This is a genomic window from Bacteroides acidifaciens, assembly GCF_903181435.1.
Taxonomy (GTDB): Bacteria; Bacteroidota; Bacteroidia; order Bacteroidales; family Bacteroidaceae; genus Bacteroides.
This window is the reverse complement of the sequence record NZ_CAEUHO010000004.1, coordinates 118,632-138,703: the sequence shown is the minus strand read 5'-3', so window position 1 is coordinate 138,703 and position 20,072 is coordinate 118,632. Positions and strand designations below refer to the sequence as shown.

Here is a 20,072-nt window from a genome sequence, read left to right as displayed (position 1 = left end):
TTCCGTTTGATCCTGTCTTGTTGATTGGCAATGGAGTTTCCTGTTAAAATCCGCTTGAGTGGCATGATTTTAGAAAAAGGGATATTATCTTTGCCGGGTGTCGTTAATGCAATCAAATTTATCTGATCTTATGAAATTCTATATATTGGCAATTGTTGTTGTGATAAATATAACTGCAAATGCACAAATGTATGTGGGTTCGGCCTACTATCCGGAACAGCTTTCGAAGGAAAGAATAGATAAAGATGCTTCTTTGATGCAGGAGGCTCATCTGAATATGGTACGTATAGGAGATTTTGCTTGGAGCGCATTGGAGAGTGAGGATGGAAATTTCTCTTTCGAATGGATGGACAACGCAATTCATACGTTGCAGAAGAAAGGAATTCAGACTCTACTGTGTACCCCTACGGCTGCTATTCCCAAATGGATGTGTGACGCGCATCCCGATATAATGCAAGTACAGGTGGATGGGCAGCGGAAAGCATACGGCCGTCGTCGTCATGCCTGCTATAATAACGAGGCTTATTGCACTTATTGCGTCCGTATTGTCCGCGAATTAGCGGCGAGATACAAGGAGACCCCGGCTGTTATCGGTTTCCAGATAGATAATGAAATGACAACAGAGGATCCATATTGCTATTGTGAGAATTGTAGGATGCGTTTTGTAGAATGGTTACAGAAGAAGTATAAGACTATCGGGAAGCTCAACCAGTCATGGGGAACTACTTTCTGGAGCGAAACTTTGAATTCTTTCAGCCAGGCATGGTTGCCCCGTCGCATGGACAATCCCGCTATTTACTTGGATTATCAACGTTTCTTCTCGGACTGTACACTCGATTTTTATCGTATGCAACGGGATGAAATAAAGAAAATAGCTCCCCGAATGCTTTGTACCACTAATGTGGGCGGAGGAGGATTTGTGACGACGATTGACCTCTATCAGCTTGGTAAAGAGTGTGATGTATTGTCCATAGACAATTATCCTATCAACTGTACTGTAGAGAATCTGTATGGCAACAATGTGGGGCAGCCTTTTGAACCGTCGATGGTGTCTTTTGCCTTGCAGCAGATTCGTGGGGGACGAAAGGAGAATATATGGGTAACAGAAGAGCAAGTGGGACGCACTGCCTTGACACAAAGAGAGATTGTACCCGATGGCATTGTTCGTTTGTGGACACATCAGCAATTGGCTTATGGCTGTAATATGTCCGTGTTCTTTCCTTTCAGGGCATTCGAGTCTGCTCATGAACATTTGATGGTAGGCGTGGTGGAATCTGATTATGTGAAGCGGGATAAATATCAGGAAATACAGCAGACCGCCCATGAAGTACGGGCGTTGTACGCAAAGACCGGAAAGCTCTTGCCGATTGCCCGTGCAGCTATCATTCGGGACTTTGATGCGGACTGGACCTTTGAAAATGGGTATACTTTTTGTCCCGATTTGAAATATTTGAGGGAGGTATACGCTTATTATAAAGCTTTGCGCTCTCGTTCGGTAATGGTGGATATGGTATCTCCAGACGCTGATCTGTCGCCATATGATTGTGTCATTATTCCCTATTTGGCTTTGGTCGCACCGGACTTTCCGGAGAAAATAGAAACAAAGGTGAAAAAAGGAGCTACTGTGGTGATGACTTGTCTCACCGGAGTACGCAATAAAGAATTTCACAAATTTGATGGAGGGGTTTACCAACCTTTGCAGCGGTTGGCGGGAATTGAAATCGAGCGGCAGGAAGCTCTTTTCGGACGAAAGCACAATACACTGGATTACGTTGATTCTACGGCAATATGTAAATATTGGTTTGATAAGGTTAAGCCTGTGCAGGCTACTGTTTTATCCCGGTATAATGGAGCTTATTTCAAAGACGCTCCTGCCATTACTTGTAATCGGGTAGGTGATGGGAAAATGTATTATGTAGCCACTGTACCCGAACAAAAAGTGATTGATCAATTAATGAATGTGGTCATCTCCGAAACCTCACTAAAGCCGATTGCTCACCATGCCAGTCCGTTAATGGAAATAGCGGAATTGCAAGATATGAAAGGAAATTCATATCTTTATCTGATTAACTTCTCTGGTGACTTGCAGCAGGTGGTACTCAACTATCCGAGCAACGATGTGATGACGGGAGAAGAATGGAAAGCGGGAATTGTTTCCGTAAATCCGATGGAATATAAAGTATTAAGAATAAAGAAGCAAGTATAAGTGTCTAATACCATAGGAATCTGTCTTAAATCAATGTTGATGAAGAAAATAATCATATTACTCATACTCATCGCAAGTAGCATAAATGCTCTTTTCGCGGAGAGTTCCTACCGTTCATATTCGGTTATTGACGGACTGTCCAACAGTACGGTAAAAGCTATTTATCAGGATGAAATGGGTTATATATGGCTAGGTACCAAGGATGGACTGAATCGTTTGGACGGCTATGAAATAAAGAGTTTCTTTTATGAATCGGAAGAGACGGTCAGGCAATCCAATGACATTGTCAGTATCACGGGCGACGGACAGGGAAGAATGTGGATCGGTACTTTCAATGGGGTGACTTTGTTTGATACGTTTGCGGAAAGATTTATCGATTTGAATACGCTCTATCAAGGTGATGAACTTCCTCGCGGAGTAGTGGTCGGATTGTGGATAGCACCGGATAAGGCCGTCTGGGTGGTTACCAAAATGGGAGTTTATGTATTGCGGGATGGGAAATGCATTTGTATGGAAGACTTGAAAGGATTGTACATCAACAGCATGGCTCCCTGTACGGACGAATTCCTTCTCTTGAATGTGGCTAATAAAGGTATTCTTAGACTGGATACCCGCACTTCCGATTACTCGTATATTCTTGACGGACCGGACTATCCGGCTTTCCTGAAGATTTTTCTGGATGCGAAAGGGCGTACCTGGCTGGCTTCAAGCTTGGGAAATTTGCAACTCTATGATTGTTCTACTCGTACAGTGACGAAGATTAAAGTGAAGCTCCCTGCCGATATGGGATTATGGGAAGGGCAGGTGCATGATATAAAGGTATATAATGATTCGACATTGTTGCTTGCAACCGATAACGGATTGGCAGTAATGGATGAATATACCTATACCGTTCGCCGGACATTTGAAGAACGTATTCCTGTGGGGCTGTTGTCAACACGTCGTTTGATGGCTCTTTATAAAGACAGACAGGGATCGTTATGGTTCGGTACTTTCAACGAGGGTGCCTTGTTTTATAATTCCGGTCAATACCTGTTCCGGTATCATTCGCTGACTACCAATGTCAATCAGCCGGTAAGGGTTAATGGTAAGTTGATAGAAGCGCAGGGCAAGTTATGGATCGGCCACAATAGCGGAATTTGTACATTGAGTCTTGCCGATGGCAAGGTTGAAAACATTCCGTTGCCAATGGGGAAAAATTGTACGGGAGAGGATGAAGTATACTATATGTTTCGGAACAGTGAAAATGAAGTGCTTTTCTATGTGTTAAATAAAGGAGTTTATTCCTTGAACTTGCAAACTCTTTCTATTAGCAGGCAGATGACCGCACTTTCGCCCAATGCGCAGATACGTGCGATGGCAAAGGATACATTGGGTAATATCTGGATTGCCGAAAACGAACTTTCCTGTTATAATCCGCAGACGCAGACACTTAGCCGTTCTTTTTCTACGAATCAGGATGGAGACACTCGATTCATGCTGACGCAGGATTTATTGCCTTATGGCACGACCATGCTGGTTGGCGGACGTACCAGTGGCGTATGGAAATTTCCTTATCATCCTAAGGAGGCTGCTCATTATTTCAAAGGTGAGCAGATTGATTTCAGTGTTCTGAAGAACAAAAACGTCAGTCTTCTTTATTTGGATAGCAATCAATATCTTTGGATTGGTACTTATAATCTAGGTGTATATCGTTGTCACTTGGAGAAAGGAACTATCGAACATTTCGGAGTAAAAGAAGGATTGATACACAATTCCGTATGTGGTGTACTGGAAGATCCGACAATGGGAGATTTTTGGATATCTACCGTCGTTGGGTTATCGCGACTATCTGTGAAAGACGCGAAGATTGTCAATTATACAAAAGACACCGGCTTTCCGTTGAATGAGGTATCCAGAAATGCTTTACTCCAAACAGAGGACGGACGGATTTATATTGGTGGAAACAATGGCATTGCGGAGTTTTCTCCTGAAGAAATTGTTGCCCAACAAGAAAAGTTGTTGCCGGTGGTGCGCATATCTTCTGTCAATAGTCTGGATTCGGACGAGGGCACAGATCAGGTGAAATTTGATAATGCACGCAGTTTGGAGCATGTGGAACTTTCCTACAAGAATGCGGCTGTCTCCATTAAGTTTTCTCCGTTGGATTATATCTTTCCGAAGGGGTATAAATATGTTTACCAAATGGAAGGGTTGGATAAGAACTGGAATTATATTGAACGTAATGAAGTCATTTATTCGCATTTGCCTGCCGGGCATTATACTTTTTATGTAAAAGCGTGCAATAGTAATGGTGAATGGGGCGAAAGTAGTGCGGTGGATGTAGTTGTGTATCCACCTATTTGGTTGACCGGATGGGCGAAAATGATTTATGTTTTGTTGGCACTTACACTGGTCGGTGCTTTAATGTATTATCTGTATAAGCGGAAGACCGCCAAGTATAAAAGAAGAATAGAAGAAATAGAGAAGGAAAACACCGAACGCAATTACCGAATGAAAATTGAACTTTTCACAAACTTCTCTCATGAACTTCGCACACCGCTGACTTTGATTACCGGTCCGTCAGAAGACATCTTGCAGGATGAAACGTTGCCCGGCAAATTCTTGTTCCCCATGAAGCAGATTTATAAGAACTCCAATCGGTTGTTGTTGCTTGTCAATCAGTTGATGGACTTCCGGAAGCTGGAGTATGGGGCTATGATGTTGAAATTGAGCCGGGTCAATATAGGAACCTTCCTGACCAGCCAGATCGACAGTTTCTCTGATTTGTTACATAAGAAAGAATTGACTATCGAATATAAGAACACCTATTATGGTGATGATCTTTGGATTGATATGGATTTGATGGAGAAGGTAGTGTTCAATCTCTTGTCCAATGCAGTGAAACATTCACCCAAAGAGACGCAGATAAAAGTACGTTCATTGGAAAAAGAAAACCATGTGGTGATTTCTGTGAAGGATTGTGGAGAAGGTATCTCGGAAGAGAATCTGTCGAAAATATTCGATCCTTTTTTTCAGGTGGAGCAGGGAAGTAAAGCCGATTTATTTGGTAGTGGTATCGGGCTGAACATGGCGCAATATGTGGTGAAGTTGCACAAAGGAAGGATATGGGCGGAGAGTGTCTTTGGTCATGGCTCCGAGTTCTTTGTAGAGTTGAACTTAGGAAGGGAATGTTTCGCTGAAGCCAATGTGGAATTTGTAGAGACACATGAAGATACGTATTTGGAAAAGATAAAACGGGAATGTATTGCGCCCATCGAGGAAGAAAATGCTGTGGCATCGGACAATGACGACCGATGTCGTGTGCTGGTAGTGGAAGATGATGATGATATGCGCCAGTATGTCGCTTCTATATTGTCGAAGCAGTACATCGTATCGGAAGCTGTTAACGGGAAAGATGCGTTGGAAATGGCTATCGAGCAAATTCCCGATTTGATTGTCAGTGATGTGATGATGCCTGTAATGGATGGGCTCGAGCTGTGTAAGGCAATCAAGGGAGAAATGACTACCGCTCACATTCCTGTGGTGCTGTTGACAGCCAAAGCGCTGAATGAACATATTGAAGAAGGGTATGGAGCGATGGCGGACGATTATGTGTTGAAACCGTTTGCACCTAAAGTTCTGTTGGCTAAATTGGAGAGTATCATCAAGAACCGTAATCGGCTTCGTCAGCTTTTCAGTGAAAAACTGGATGCTATCGAGGTGCCTGTTGACGAATTGAGTGCGGAGGATGAGTTTTTGCAACAGTTAATGGAGCTGATTCGCGAAAAAGCACAAGATCCCGATTTATCAGTTAATGATCTGCACGAAGCGTTGGGAATGAGTCGTTCGCAATTCTTTCGTAAAATAAAAGCTATTTCAGATGTATCACCTAATAAGTTAATATTGAATGTACGTATGAAGTTGGCTGCCGAGAAGTTGGCGACTGGTAAATATACCGTTTCCGAGGTGGCTTATGATGTCGGATATTCTGACCCCTCTTATTTCAGTAAAGTGTTTAAATCGACTTATAACATAGCACCTGCCAATTACCTTAAGCAATATGTATAAAAGCATATTTCTATGGTAAAAACGTCCCAAAAGATAACTTTGGGACGTTTTTACAGGTCTTTGATACTATTCCCCAAGTGAGATGAATGAACATTATCTATGTTTGCGCCGCTAAGGAATAGTAAACGATTTATTAACCTTGTAAAATTTAGTGTATGAACGACAAAAACAATCTAAAGAAGAGTTCCGGCAGGAAAATAAGATGTCTGGTTACTCTTTTTGTGTTATGCTTGAGTACGATGACTTGGGCGCAAATGAAAGTGACCGGTACGGTGACAGATATGATGGGAGAACCTATTATAGGCGCCAACGTAGTGGAAAGTGGAAACAAAACAGTAGGTACGATAACTAATCTTGATGGTAAATTCACCTTAAATGTAAGTAAGAATGCAGTGTTGGTTATTACTTATGTTGGTTTTGTGGAGAAGAAAGTCAAAGTAGGTGATAAAAGCCAGCTCCTTATTAAACTTGAGGAAGACTCTAAGGCACTGGATGAGGTGATCGTTGTAGGCTACGGTTCGGTGAAGAAATCCAATCTGACTACTTCGGTTTCCAAAATATCTTCGGACGCTATTGAAGGACGTCCTATTACCAGTTTGAGTGATGCGCTTTCCGGTCAGTTGGCAGGTGTGCAGACACAGACATCGAGCGGTATTCCCGGTGAGGAAATGCAGGTGCTGGTCAGAGGTGCAAGTTCTATTAACGGTTCTTCTTCACCGTTGATCGTTGTGGACGGTGTGATTACGGAATCCATGAGCGATGTAAATCCTTCGGATGTAGCTTCTATTCAAGTATTGAAAGATGCGGCTGCTACTTCTATTTATGGTGCCAGAGGTTCGGCAGGCGTAATACTGATTGAAACTAAACAAGCTAAGGGCTCCAAGCCGGTGATTACGTGGGAGTCTTATATCGGTACGCAGAATGCGGTCGGATTGCCGGACATGATGACTACTCAAGAATGGCTCGCCTATAATATATGGTATACTAATGCCAAGTATCTGAATAAAGGAGGAACAAACAGTATGTATGTGCCCAATAATAAAAGATCCTCCGGCGACCAGATTAAAGAGCAATGGCTGGTTAATCCGGCTTCGGACGTAGCCGACTGGAGATTCAGAAATGATATTCCAACTACTGACTGGATCGATCAAATTTTGCAAAATGCTTTCACGCATAGTCACCAGGTATCTGTATCGAGCAAAGGGCAGAAGTATGCTGTTTATCTCTCTGCCGGTTATCTCAATCAGGAAGGTATTGTGAAGAATACTGGTTTCGAGCGTTTCAACTTCCGTTTGAATGCTTCTGTAAATCTGAATAAGTATATCAAAGTGGGTGCTACTTTCGCTCCTACCATTTCTCATCAGGATAAAGGTGAGTCTGAAGGAAAGGATAAGCAGATTATGAGTGCCTTACAGATGCCTCCTATCATCGGTTTGGATGAGAATACTCGTGAGTATGGGTTTAATGCCAGTTACCGTAACAATGTGAATCCTTATGAAAGATTAATGAGTGTAATAGATAAGACCGAGAAAAAGACATTCAATACTTCTTTGTGGGCAGAAGCTAAAATCATAAAAGGATTGACTTTTAAGACATTGTTCAACTATAATTCGGACATGAGAATTGATGAGTATTTCCTTCCTGCCAATGTGCAGCCTAATAATGGTTCGACAACGAAAGGAACTGTTAATACAATCAGTGTGAGCCGCACCGGTATTCAGAATACGTTGACTTACAATAAGAAGTTTGGTAAAAAGCATGCACTGGAAGCATTGTTAGGTCAGAGTATCGACGAACGCAATGAGTTCAGAACGAACATGGGAGCCATGGACTATCCGTTGGAAAGTGTGCCGACCCTCAACATGGGAGCTACTCCTACCAACGCCAGCAGCTCGAGAACGATTGTTCGCACTTCTTCACTTTTCGGTCGTGTCTCTTATAATTATGCTGATAAGTATTTAGCTTCGGCATCTGTACGTCGTGATGGTTCTTCCCGTTTCGGTCCTGGAAACCGCTGGGCGATGTTCCCGTCTGTATCTGGTGGTTGGAAGATTAGTGGTGAAGAATTTATGAAAGATATCAAACTTATCAACCTGTTGAAACTTCGTGCTTCTTGGGGTATGTCCGGTAATGACCGTATCGGTACTGCGGACTATATACCTAATTATGATGTGACTAACACGGTGTACGGAGGTACTTCACAAGTGGGTGTGTATGCTAAAAACATAGCCAATGCAAACCTAAAATGGGAAACAACCAAAGCATTCGACTTGGGATTCGATTTGTCAATGTTCAATAATCGTGTGCAGTTAAATGTCGATTATTATGTCAATAAGACAGATGACTTGCTTTATTCGATGAAATTGCCGGCAGCCACCGGATTTGGAACAGTAAAGACGAACTTGGCATCTATCGAAAACCGGGGATGGGAAATTGACCTGACAACGGTTAATATACATACGAAAGCATTCAAATGGTCTACTTCGCTCAATTTGGCAGCGAATAAGAACAAGGTACTTGATATGGGAGGTAATGATGATGTGATAACAGAAGCGTATGACGCCCGTTTTATTACGAAAGTAGGGGGACCGATTTCGCAGTTCTACGTTTACCGCACGAATGGTTTGCTGACAGACAGTGATTTTGAACTTGGTCCTGATGGTAAATATGACAAAAGCCGTCCGCGTGTTCCTGTATTGACCAATCAGGTTCCGGGGAATGTGAGATATGTTGATACAGACGGAAATGGAGAAATCAACTCCGATGATATGGTTCCTTACGGTTCGAACGATCCTGACCTGACGTATGGCTTCACCAATCGCTTCTCTTATAAGAACTTTGAGTTGAGCGTTTTCTTGCGCGGACAGATTGGTGGTAAAGTACTTTATCTGGCAGGACGTAGTCTGGATACGGGACGCGGAAACTATAACGGATTAAAAAGATGGCTGCATTGCTACAAGGAAGATTATGCCGGTGGCAATCCGATACCAACTGATCTGGGAGTGGACATGTCATGGGATGGAGTGACTCCGTTGCCTTACGGTCTGGGTAACAACTCGCCTCTAAATAAAGACGGCCAAATGCACATGACGGACTTGGCTATTTATAATGCGTCTTTCTTGCGCATACAGAATATCAGCCTGACTTATAAATTGCCTAAGAAATGGTTGAGAACATCTCATATTCAGGATGCCAAGATATATGTGACGGCAGAAAACTTGTATACATTCACCGACTATATCGGCAATCCGGATGTCAATAGCTATTCACCTAGTAATCCGATGGTACGTGGTGCGGATTATACCACTTATCCACAGTCAAGAAAGTATATATTCGGAGTTAACTTAACATTTTAATCTATTGTCATTATGAAATCATTGTATAAATTAATCATAGGGATAAGTTGTCTGTTCGCATTTTCTTCTTGCGAGGGATACTTGGATGTAGACCAGCCTTCTATCTACACTGACCAGAATTATTATAAGACGCCGCAGGATTTTGAGACTGCCATTAATGGTTGTTATGCCCAATTGCAAACGATCTACAATAAGAATTATCTGGAAGCGATTGTTACCCGTGCCGACGAAGTTCGTAACTCCAGTCCGATAGGACGGTTTATGGATACTCCTATGGAGAGTAGATGGTCAAAGCCTTGGTCGTCTTGGTGGACGCTGGTCTTTCGTTGTAATCAACTGTTAAGTAGAATAGATGCGGTAACGTTTACGGATGAAGATCGTAAGAAGCATATTATTGGAGAAGCTTATGCTTTGCGTGGATTGGCATATCTTCAGTTTGCTTGGTGCTGGGGAGGTGCTCCGCTGATTACGAAGGAAATCACTCGTGAAGAAGTGTATAAGGTGAAGCGCTCCAGTCAGGAAGATACTTACGGACAAGCTATATCCGATTTTAAGGATGCATTCAACAGATTGCCGGAAAGCTGGGCAAGCAGTGAAGTAGGGCGGGTGACAAAATATGCTGCTGCCGGTATGCTGGGACGTACTTATATGTATATGCGCGATTATGCTACTGCTGCGGAATATTTGTCGCAGGTAGTTGCCAAGGAAGGTACTCTTTATAAATTGGCCGATAAATACGAAGATTGTTTCAGTGACGTGTATAATAATGATAAGGAACGCGTGTGGGAGGTGCAGTATTTAGGTGGTACTGCCGGCAAGGCTTTGGGATTGAGCCAGAGTTTCAGTGGCTGGTTTATACCTTCTACATTGAATAAGGATAAGGGGGACTATGAGAAACTGAATGGGATTACATTTATTGGTGCCTCCGGTTCTATCCGTGCGTCTATGTCTCTTGCAGGTGATGGCGTTTATGAAGAGAATGATAAAAGAAGAGATCTGACCATTGTTAATAACTTGTATGGAGATAAAAGTACTCCGCAACCGGATGTCTATTATGTCAGAAAATTCTTGAGAGCTACTAAAAATGCGCCTACTGCCGTTGATGAATGGGGAAATAATATTCCTATCCTAAGGTATACGGACGTGAAACTGATGTATGCGGAAGCGTTGAATGAGGTGAACTATTCGGCGAACTTGTCTGAAAAGATATTGCCTATTATCAATGATGTAAGAAAAAGAGCCGGGTTGACAGCTAAAGTCGCTGAAGATTTCCTTGATAAACAGTCTGTATTCGATTATCTTGTTAAAGAACGTTTTGTAGAATTCTGTTTTGAAGGTATCCGTTGGCCGGACTTGATTCGTTGGGATTTGGCAGAGGATGCTATGAAAGCGCATTTTGCTTTGAAAGACGAAGGATATAATGAAACGAGTGAACAACCTCTTTATAGTATGCGCTCATACTATAAACTAGCTCCTATCCCTCTTTCGGATATATTGGCTTACGGAAATAAGGAGATTATGTGGCAGAATGATGGATATTAATCAACGGTTAACGCTAAAAAAGAAAGCTATGATGATAAAAACATTAAAATATATAATGCTGGGTACTGCTTTGGTTATGGCAACTACTTCTTGCAGCGATAATGATGAGTATGATAACATATCACGTCCGGTAGAACCGGGTGATGCCTATTTCAGTTCGGAGCCATTAAAGGAAGGTCCTTCTTTGTTTGAGGCTGCTACTATAAATGCAACCAAAATACCACGCATCAAAGATGCTAGGGATTGGTATCCGGCAGATCCGGAAAATGTTTGGACCACAGAAATACGTCCCGAACGAGTAAAGTTTTTTGAAAAATTTATTAAGGAAGATATGGTGTTTGTGAACGGTGGTACTTTCCTGATGGGAGGAACTGCGGAACAGGGAGAGAACGTTCATATTCACGAGCTTCCAGTGCATAAAGTGACTGTTAGTGATTTTTACATTTGTAAATTTGAGGTCACGCAAGAATTATATTCTTATGTAATGGGTAAGTGGGAGAATTTTTCCTGGAAAGACAAGGCTAGTACTCGCTTGCCAATGGATAATCGTCTTTTTTCAGAGATGCAGAACTTTTGTAATAAACTGAATGAGATAACCGGATTGCATTTTATGCTTCCTACCGAGGCACAGTGGGAGTTTGCTGCCCGTGGTGGTAGAAAACGGACTTCTACAATCTATGCCGGTAGTAATGTCTTCGATGAAGTAGGATATAATCTATCCAATTGTTACCGATTGCCCGAAGGACAAACAGCTATGCAGTTTTGGCCGGAAGAAGTAGGAAAGAAAGCACCGAACGAATTGGGGCTTTATGATATGTCCGGTAACGTAGCCGAAGTTTGTCTTGACTGGTATGAAGAATATGGCGGAGAAGATCAGATAGATCCGACGGGACCGGAATCGTTGCCATCAGATGTACCACAAAAACGTATCTGTCGTGGTGGAGGATGGAATACCAATACAAATGCTTGTCGGGTTTCCTCACGCAGCGCTTTCCCCATAGAGAAACGTAATAAATTAATCGGTTTCAGACTAGTACATCCCAAAATAGATTGATTTGTGAGATTGATTCTCTTTTATCTACTAATTTGCCTGGGCATATCGGCTTTGCCGATTGTCCAACAGCAAAAACTGGTATATTAAATTATTAAATAGGTATGAGTTATGAGAAAATATAGTATAATAGGATCTTTACTTTTAGTGGTAGTAGCTGTATGTGCTTTCACATTCGGACATCGCGGAACAGCGAATACTGAATTAACAGACTTCCCACTGGAAGCAGATCCGGTGGCTGTAGGAAATAAAATATCCAACCGCTTTTTGGAGCAATGGCATTCGCAGTACGGTAGTCCGTTACGTGTGGACGAGCCGCGTACACAGGTCACTTATCCGGATGTATGTACTTGGTTGGGAGGATTGTGGTTCGCAAAAGCAACACAAAATATCGGGTTGCAGGAACGACTTGAAGCACGCTTCCAACCGTTGTTCACTACAGAGGCTTATTTGCAACCTAAGGCAAACCATGTTGATAATAATGTTTTTGGCGTATTGCCTTTGGAACTGTATATGCAAACAAAGGACGAAAAATACCTGGAAATGGGTATGAAATATGCCGATACACAGTGGGAGGCTCCTGATACACTGAAACTGACTGCCTACGAACAAGCGTGGGCGGATAAGGGATTTTCCTGGCAAACACGTTTATGGATGGACGATATGTTTATGATTACAGCTATTCAGGCACAGGCTTACCGGGTGACAAAAGATGAGAAATACATCAATCGTGCTTCTCGTGAAATGGTTGTTTATCTGGATTCATTGCAACTGAATAACGGTTTGTTCTATCATGCTCCTTCCGCTCATTATTGTTGGGGACGCGCCAACGGCTGGATGGCTGTGGGAATGGCAGAATTATTACGTATCTTACCGGAGAATAACTCAGATAGACCTGCCATTATGAAGGGTTATCTGAAGATGATGAGAAAACTGAAAGAGACCCAGAATGAACATGGCATGTGGAGACAGTTGGTAGATGATCCGGAATTGTGGGAGGAAACTTCGGGAAGTGCTATGTTTACATATGCAATGATTGTAGGCGTGAAGAAAGGTTGGCTGGATGCGGAAGAATATGGAAAGGCAGCACGTCAGGGCTGGATTGCTTTATGTAACTATATTGATGAAGCAGGAGATGTAAAGGCTGTATGCGAGGGAACGATGATTAAGAATAGTCGTGAACATTACGTCAACCGTCTGCCACTGACGGGAGATCTTCACGGACAAGCACCTATGCTTTGGTGTGCATATGCATTGGTGGCAAACTTATAAAGATTGATAATATTTTAGACCATGAAAACACGTATTCTGTTTGTAGTATTCATTGTATTGGCAGTATGCTTGCAGGCACAGGTAAGAATGTCTGCCGGGAAATCCGTCCGGTTCGAAAAACAGGATGTGATTGATATTGCAACTTATAATTGGCCGAGAACTCTGGTAAATTATCCGGTCGTTTTTGAAGGAGGAGTGAAAGAGGATGCGCTTTCATTGATCGATAAAATAAAAAACAAGTCTGTTCCTTTCCAATTATCGGAAAAGGTGGTAAAGAACGGACTGTTGTATAACGCTACGGTAAGTTTCTTTGCGGTGTTGCCGCAAGGAGGATCGTTTCAATATGAATTTACTGCGACAGGTTCCCGACCTGTTGCGGTGGAACGTCCGTTGAAAGTATCGTCAGAAGGAAATCAGTTTTCAATAGGCAATGAGGAGTTGGTTGTGTATATTCCAGGTTCACAGGCAGCCGGGGTGGTAAAAGCTCCGGCTCCCATTATCTCGCTTCGCAAAGGTGAACGAAAGATAGGAAATAATGTATTATATGCTGGCCGGAAAAAGATTGAACGGATAGAGACTATTCCTGTGGAAAAAGGTGATCTGTTTGTTACATATCAGGTGAAGTATTATCTGGAAGGGAATGCTACTTATATCGCTCGTGTAAAAGTGGTGCAAGGTTATCCGTTCGTTATCTTGGAAGAAGAGATGAATAATCTGTCGAAAGAAGATCAGGTATATCTAGATATGTGTTGGGAGGATTTTGCTCCTGTCAAACGTTTCGGAACGCAGTGGGACCGGGTATTCGACAAAGCATCGCAATGGGTGGGTATCGATGCACCTGTTCATACCAGCTATTCGCAGGAAGATCCTCATTGGACGGGAATGGGCTGGATAGAAGATCCTTCCAAGGAGATGATTTATCGTATTTCTCCATTTGGTGGAAATTCAGTGAGAGAGCAGACTCCGATTATGTCTTTTTGGGAAGAAGGGAAGAATGCGGATGAACTGGGGGTATTTGTATATGATCATCAAAAGTGGGACGACCGTCAATATGGAATCTGGCAGCCGACTCCCGATTTAAGTATTTATTTCCGGTACAATCAGAAGAAGTTATATTTTAAATATCCGCTCGTGAACGGAAGTCGTTCTACTGCAATTGCCTTCTTTTCGGAAGAGCAAGGTCAGCAAGCAGTAAAAGAGTTTAATAAACGCATCGATAAGATTGCCGCTAATGGTGGTGCACATCGATCGGAGTTTCTGTCCTATCGCTATGCACAGATGCTACATCAGCAATATGCTTCCTTGAGCTTGGATAAGGTTAAGGACTGGGAACTGGAATATCCGGATGACAGGAAACAGCCGGAAAACCTGTTTACCGATGTCACTAAGCTGACTCCGGAGAGTTTCTATAAGAGTGTGATCTCATCCGCTTTCGCTTATTATCCGATGGGGTTGAACTTTTATCCGGGTATTCATTCAATAGAACACCGTCCGGTATATTCTAAATTGGTAGAAGGTTATCTGTTTCATGCCCGTAAGTTGACCGAGAAACAACGGAAGACTGTGAATGCCCTATTTATAATGGGGGGATACGTCAATATGCTCGAAGAGATGAATGCTATCCGTACCTCATTGGCGGGTACGGCAAATATGGCGGCCGATGGTTGGTGTGTTCCTATGCAGGTATCTTATTTATTCCCGGAACATCCGATGGCTAAGGAGTGGGGAGACTTCTTTGAGAAATGTCTGGAAATTTACGGTCTATTCTACACACGCCCCGAGGTGAAAGCTTTTGAAGGAAAAGGCGGACGCTGGGTAGAGAGCTTGGGCGTCTACAACTGGGCTTATCTTCGTCCAACAGGTCACTCTAATATAGCAAGTGAATTGTATGATGGTAAGAACCGGTTTGCCAGCCCGTATATGGCGGAGAGAGGTAAATGGTTGGTGGATATGCTGACTGCTCCTGTCTATAATTATCGAAATATAAAAGATGCGAAGCCGGGTTATCCGCAAGGATGGAAGCCGGGAGATGCATTGGACGGAGAACATTTCACTCGCCAGTATCCTGCTCACGGCGCACATGGGGGAGGAACGACTTTCGATCGTCCTTCTTCGTTGATGGAATTGGGAGAATGGCTATTTAACTACGATCCGATAGTGGCAGAGAATATCTTTTGGGCTGGCAAGCTGGGTAAAGAACTGGAGCATAAACCGAATAATTCGGATTGGACGGAGGTGTATAAGCAGATGCATACAGTAAATAATGCCGGAACGAACCCGCATCTGAAAAGCTGTAAATATGTAGGGCATGGTATTGTGCTCCGGGCGGGTGTGGACACGCCGGAAGAATTGTCTATCCATTTGGAACAAGTGGACAAAGGACCTAATTATCGTTGGGGAAATCAGGCACAGGGAAATTCCGGTGGCATCTATTTTTATGTGCAGGGACAACTTTTCACCGGTCATGAGAATGAAAATGCCGGTGACCATGTGACGAATAATTTGGATGGGATCACCAACTTCGGTGTGATGAAGAACGGAGAGTTCCGTACGATCGGTATGAATGAGTTGACTGCTCCACTCTATGATCTGGGTATTGCGCAGTTTGCGGAACTGTTACCTGCTACCGGAACAGATTTATATAGCTGGCCTGAATACCAGTCCCGCAGTATCTTGCTTGTTGGTACGGATTACTATCTGATCTTTGATGAAACAGGAACTAATTGGCGGGCAGCACATCGTTTCTCCTGGTTTACAGGAAAAGGATTTGATTATCCCCAAATTACTTTCTTGTCCAAACCGGCACGTAATGATTACTGGACAACTGCACAAACTGTTACATCCAAAGGCTTTTATCGGGATGCCTTCGGTTCGCTGCTGACATTGGTTTCTCATAAGAAAGGTAAAGTGACGCCCTTGCGGGGGAGCATGAAGAATATTCCTTTATTGGAAACGAAAGATGTAACCGATTTCATTCCGGCTAAGAAAGATGCTTACCCGGAAGGAGTAGTAGGCATCCGTGCTCCGCAAAGTGAAGATTTGGTGTTCCGTGCAGGAAAGGATTTGGAATATCACACGGAGCAAGAAACATTTGAAGGCAAGGCAGGAGTGATTCGCCGGATGAAGGATGGCAGTCTGCAACTAGCTTTAATCAAAGGTACAAAGATTTCAGCAGACGGTTTAAGTTTGTCATTGAAGAGAGAACCGGATGCGGCTGTTGCCGTGACCCGTGCGGTTGATGGAACTTTGTCGGGTATGTTTAAGGTTTTGAAAGCCACCGAGATGACTCTTTCGGGACTGACAACTAAAGGAGTTTTCTATATCGATGGTGTAGCTCAACCTGTCAGCGTGAAGGCAGGACAGGCAGTGGTGACATTACCACAGGGTGAACATACATGGGAGTATACCACAGGAAAGGCTATGCCGCTACCTGCTAAAATAACGAATGTAACGTACGAAAAGAATCAGTTATCGGTTGAGTGGGAAAATCCGAATCGGATGAAGACGGTGCGGCTGGAAGTTTCGGTTGATGGTGGAAAGAACTGGAAAGCGGTGAAAACGACGAATCAATCTCCTTATAAGTTATCCAAAAATGGTTATGAAGGTAAAATTCATGTTCGGGTTGTTGCCATGAATGGAAAGAGGGAGGCTTCTTTTGCACAGGAATATCCGGTTTATATTACTGATAAAGCACCCCACTATCCGGAGGGTATTTGGATGAAACTCAATGATAACTGCGTGACATTATCGTGGGGCAGAGTTCTTGGCGTACAGCAGTATCGTTTGTACCGGAGAGTGAAAGGTGAAACTGAATTCCGGAAAATCTATGAAGGAAAGGCAAACTGCTTTACTGATAAGACAGTTCAAGGTGTTCGGAAAGCCTTCAATATGCCCGGTTCGTTGGATAATCGTTTGCAGAACAGGGAGAATCTGACCATATATGAGTATGCTGTTTCCGCTGTCAATGGGAATGGAGAAGGAACTTTGTCTCCGATAGAGAATACTGATCCGGCTTCGTGGAAGAACTGGTATCCGGCTACGGCTTTGAAGTTCAAACGTCAGTCCGCATTCTGGATGCCACCGTATATGCCGGAGCCTATGTCACTGGAGAAATATTATCCCGATTAATAACCAATCTATTAGAGGTGCAATGAGAATCATCTATATTCTGTGTGCTTTGCTCGTCAGTTTCTCCTCTTGTCAGGAGAAAGCCGCAACTACCATTGTGTTACAGAATCCGATAAATAAAGAGCGTGTAGATGAAAGTTTCAAACTTTCACGTGCGGAGTTGAAAGCTGCCAGTGAGAGCCTGGTTCCCGTAGTGAAGAAGCTGGACGGTACATACGTTCCCTGTCAGGTTGATGATATTGATCGGGACGGTGTGTGGGATGAATTGGCTTTTGTATATACCCTGAAAGGAGAAGAAAAGGTTGAACTGATGGTAGAGTGGGTTTCTGTATCTGATTATCCAGTTTTTGAAAGACGTACCAATATTCGTTATGGGAAAATGACTTCTCCCGGGCACGTGGAGGAACTGGCATTTGATATGCATGGCAAACATAACTTACCTAGATCTGTGAATTATCCTTATCAGATGGATGGACCGGCATGGGAAAATGATAAAATAGCTTTCCGCCACTATTTCGACGGGCGGAACTGTCGGGATCTGTTTGGTAAGAGAATATCGGAGATGGTGCTGGATACAGTAGGTATCCGTGCGGACGGATACCCGGATAACACCTATCAGGTATTAAGAGAGTGGGGATGCGACATTTTGAGTGCGGCCAATTCTTTTGGTTTGGGTGGGCTCGCCCTTCAGTTGCCGGATACGTTGGTGCGTATGGGAGTGGAGTCTAAAGATACGGTGGATATCATCGACTCCTCTCACTTTGAGATAATCACGGAAGGTCCGGTACGCTCAATGTTTCGGTTAGACTTTATTGGCTGGGATGTATTGGGAACAAAAATCGACGTTCATGAAACGGTGACGATATGGGCGGGAAAACAAGGACACGAAGAAGATATCCGGATCTCGCCGCTTACTGAAAATGCGGTATTAGTAACGGGTATTGTGGCCAATAACAACACAAAGGAACCTGTGGAGAAGCAATATGATGGGAAGTGGATTTCCATGATTACTCATGATAAGCAGACGGTTAATAAGGACTATGAATTAGGAATGGCCTTACTGATTCCGCAGGAACAACTGATAGAAACCTTCCATACCCCCGACACAGGAAGCGGAATCCTTAAGACATGGTGTGCCAAACTGAAATCGGGAGAGAAAGGCTATCACTATCAGGTATATGCTGGTTGGGAACTTGGTGTGGACAGTTTTTCCGAACGAGAAGATTTCATCCGCTTAATTGATACCTATGCCGATCACTTGAATCATCCTGTAATTATAACCATCAAATAAGATAAGAAGAAATGAAGAAACAAATATTTTTATTGCTTATCGTTGTAAGCATGCTTTCATCATGTGCAACAGATAAGAAAGCGAATACCTGGGGAGATGAATTAAACCGCTATGTGATAGAATCTTATATGCCTGCTAACAAGTATGTGTGGAACTGGAATGAAGCCATTTTCTTGAAAGCTGCCATTGAACGTTGTGAGAATAATATCGCAACAGAACAGATGTTTGTTTATGTGCGCGAGGCGATGGAACATACAATGGGCGATGTGAACGGGCTGCATCCTAATGCAGTGGCTTCCGGCTTCGGAATGGCTTATCTGGCGCAGGCCACAGGGGAAGAGATATATAAGGAAAAAGCTTTTGATGTCTATAAGGATTATTGTAATATCCCGCGATCTACTAACGGAGGAATCTCTCATCGTGAAGAAGTGATCGAATTGTGGGATGATACTGTCTATATGGTAAGCGAGTTTTTGATGCAGATGTATAAACTGACAGGGGATGAGAAGTTTCTGAAAGAAGCCATTTTCCAAATCAATGCGCACGCCGAGAAACTGGAAGATCCGGAAACAGGCTTGTGGTATCATGGTTGGGATAATGATTCTATTTCTACGGTCGACCCTTGTTGCCTGTTGGGATGGGCGGATAATCCTTATCGGAGAAATAATGAATTCTGGGGCAGAGGCAACGGATGGATTACCATGACACTGGTGAATATCCTTGAGCTTATGCCGAAACAAATGCCAGAATATGAACAGTTGAAAGAGAAATACCTCAAAATGATGAATACATTGGCCCATGTACAGGATCAAAAGAATGGACATTGGTATCAATTGCCTGTTTATCCGGGCGAGGAAGGAAACTTTATCGAAAGTTCCTGCACAGCGATGTTCGCATACGCTATCACAGCGGGAATCAGAAACGGGCTGTTGCCTGCCGACACCTATCTGCCGGTAGTGGAACGTGCTTATAACGGTTTGCAGGAACATAGCCTGATGAAGAAAGGAGAGTATCTGGTGATGAAGAATGTATGTGCCGGCACTTGTATCGGTGATAAGGACTACTATTATAATCGTGGGGTTGTGAATGACCGTCCGTTCGGATATGGAGTCGCCATTATGTTTTACGACCAGTATCAACTGCTGAAAGCTCAATCATAAGTATAAACTGAAGACT

At 43.2% G+C, this 20,072-nt stretch carries 9 protein-coding genes; all 9 read left to right on the top strand.

The window, feature by feature from the left end; genetic code table 11:
• Positions 1-130 precede the first annotated feature (130 nt).
• The 9 genes from CLIN57ABFB40_RS12685 (at position 131) to CLIN57ABFB40_RS12645 (ending at position 20,056) form a co-directional block, all read left to right on the top strand.
• Complete coding sequence (locus tag CLIN57ABFB40_RS12685; protein WP_175630454.1) at positions 131-2,206, top strand: beta-galactosidase; 2,076 nt, start codon at positions 131-133, stop codon at positions 2,204-2,206.
• A gap of 39 nt (positions 2,207-2,245) precedes the next feature.
• Positions 2,246-6,256, top strand: coding sequence for a two-component regulator propeller domain-containing protein (locus CLIN57ABFB40_RS12680; protein ID WP_254871768.1), 4,011 nt, complete (start codon positions 2,246-2,248; stop codon positions 6,254-6,256).
• 155 nt (positions 6,257-6,411) lie between these two features.
• The gene (locus CLIN57ABFB40_RS12675) at positions 6,412-9,612 is read left to right on the top strand and encodes a SusC/RagA family TonB-linked outer membrane protein (protein ID WP_175630452.1); all 3,201 of its coding nucleotides are present in this window, start codon (positions 6,412-6,414) and stop codon (positions 9,610-9,612) included.
• A 12-nt stretch (positions 9,613-9,624) separates the two neighbouring features.
• Entirely contained in the window at positions 9,625-11,154 is a 1,530-nt protein-coding gene (locus tag CLIN57ABFB40_RS12670; RefSeq protein ID WP_175630451.1) for a RagB/SusD family nutrient uptake outer membrane protein, read from the top strand.
• Positions 11,155-11,182: 28 nt separating this feature from the next.
• Positions 11,183-12,208: a formylglycine-generating enzyme family protein gene (locus tag CLIN57ABFB40_RS12665; protein WP_229126921.1), complete on the top strand. Its 1,026-nt coding sequence runs from the start codon at positions 11,183-11,185 to the stop codon at positions 12,206-12,208.
• Between the two features lie 108 nt (positions 12,209-12,316).
• Positions 12,317-13,477, top strand: coding sequence for a glycoside hydrolase family 105 protein (locus tag CLIN57ABFB40_RS12660; protein WP_175630450.1), 1,161 nt, complete (start codon positions 12,317-12,319; stop codon positions 13,475-13,477).
• A gap of 21 nt (positions 13,478-13,498) precedes the next feature.
• The gene (locus tag CLIN57ABFB40_RS12655; protein WP_175630449.1) at positions 13,499-17,605 is read left to right on the top strand and encodes a hypothetical protein; all 4,107 of its coding nucleotides are present in this window, start codon (positions 13,499-13,501) and stop codon (positions 17,603-17,605) included.
• A gap of 22 nt (positions 17,606-17,627) precedes the next feature.
• Complete coding sequence (locus CLIN57ABFB40_RS12650; RefSeq protein WP_175630448.1) at positions 17,628-18,896, top strand: DUF4861 domain-containing protein; 1,269 nt, start codon at positions 17,628-17,630, stop codon at positions 18,894-18,896.
• Between the two features lie 11 nt (positions 18,897-18,907).
• Positions 18,908-20,056, top strand: coding sequence for a glycoside hydrolase family 105 protein (locus tag CLIN57ABFB40_RS12645; protein ID WP_175630447.1), 1,149 nt, complete (start codon positions 18,908-18,910; stop codon positions 20,054-20,056).
• Positions 20,057-20,072 lie beyond the last annotated feature (16 nt).

Bases quoted from the DNA above. Each gene is read 5' to 3' on its own strand.
- CLIN57ABFB40_RS12645 (WP_175630447.1), top strand. From the start codon at position 18,908: ATGAAGAAACAAATATTTTTATTGCTTATCGTTGTAAGCATGCTTTCA.
- CLIN57ABFB40_RS12670 (WP_175630451.1), top strand. From the start codon at position 9,625: ATGAAATCATTGTATAAATTAATCATAGGGATAAGTTGTCTGTTCGCA.
- CLIN57ABFB40_RS12680 (WP_254871768.1), top strand. From the start codon at position 2,246: ATGAAGAAAATAATCATATTACTCATACTCATCGCAAGTAGCATAAAT.
- CLIN57ABFB40_RS12660 (WP_175630450.1), top strand. From the start codon at position 12,317: ATGAGAAAATATAGTATAATAGGATCTTTACTTTTAGTGGTAGTAGCT.
- CLIN57ABFB40_RS12655 (WP_175630449.1), top strand. From the start codon at position 13,499: ATGAAAACACGTATTCTGTTTGTAGTATTCATTGTATTGGCAGTATGC.
- CLIN57ABFB40_RS12665 (WP_229126921.1), top strand. From the start codon at position 11,183: ATGATGATAAAAACATTAAAATATATAATGCTGGGTACTGCTTTGGTT.
- CLIN57ABFB40_RS12675 (WP_175630452.1), top strand. From the start codon at position 6,412: ATGAACGACAAAAACAATCTAAAGAAGAGTTCCGGCAGGAAAATAAGA.
- CLIN57ABFB40_RS12650 (WP_175630448.1), top strand. From the start codon at position 17,628: ATGAGAATCATCTATATTCTGTGTGCTTTGCTCGTCAGTTTCTCCTCT.
- CLIN57ABFB40_RS12685 (WP_175630454.1), top strand. From the start codon at position 131: ATGAAATTCTATATATTGGCAATTGTTGTTGTGATAAATATAACTGCA.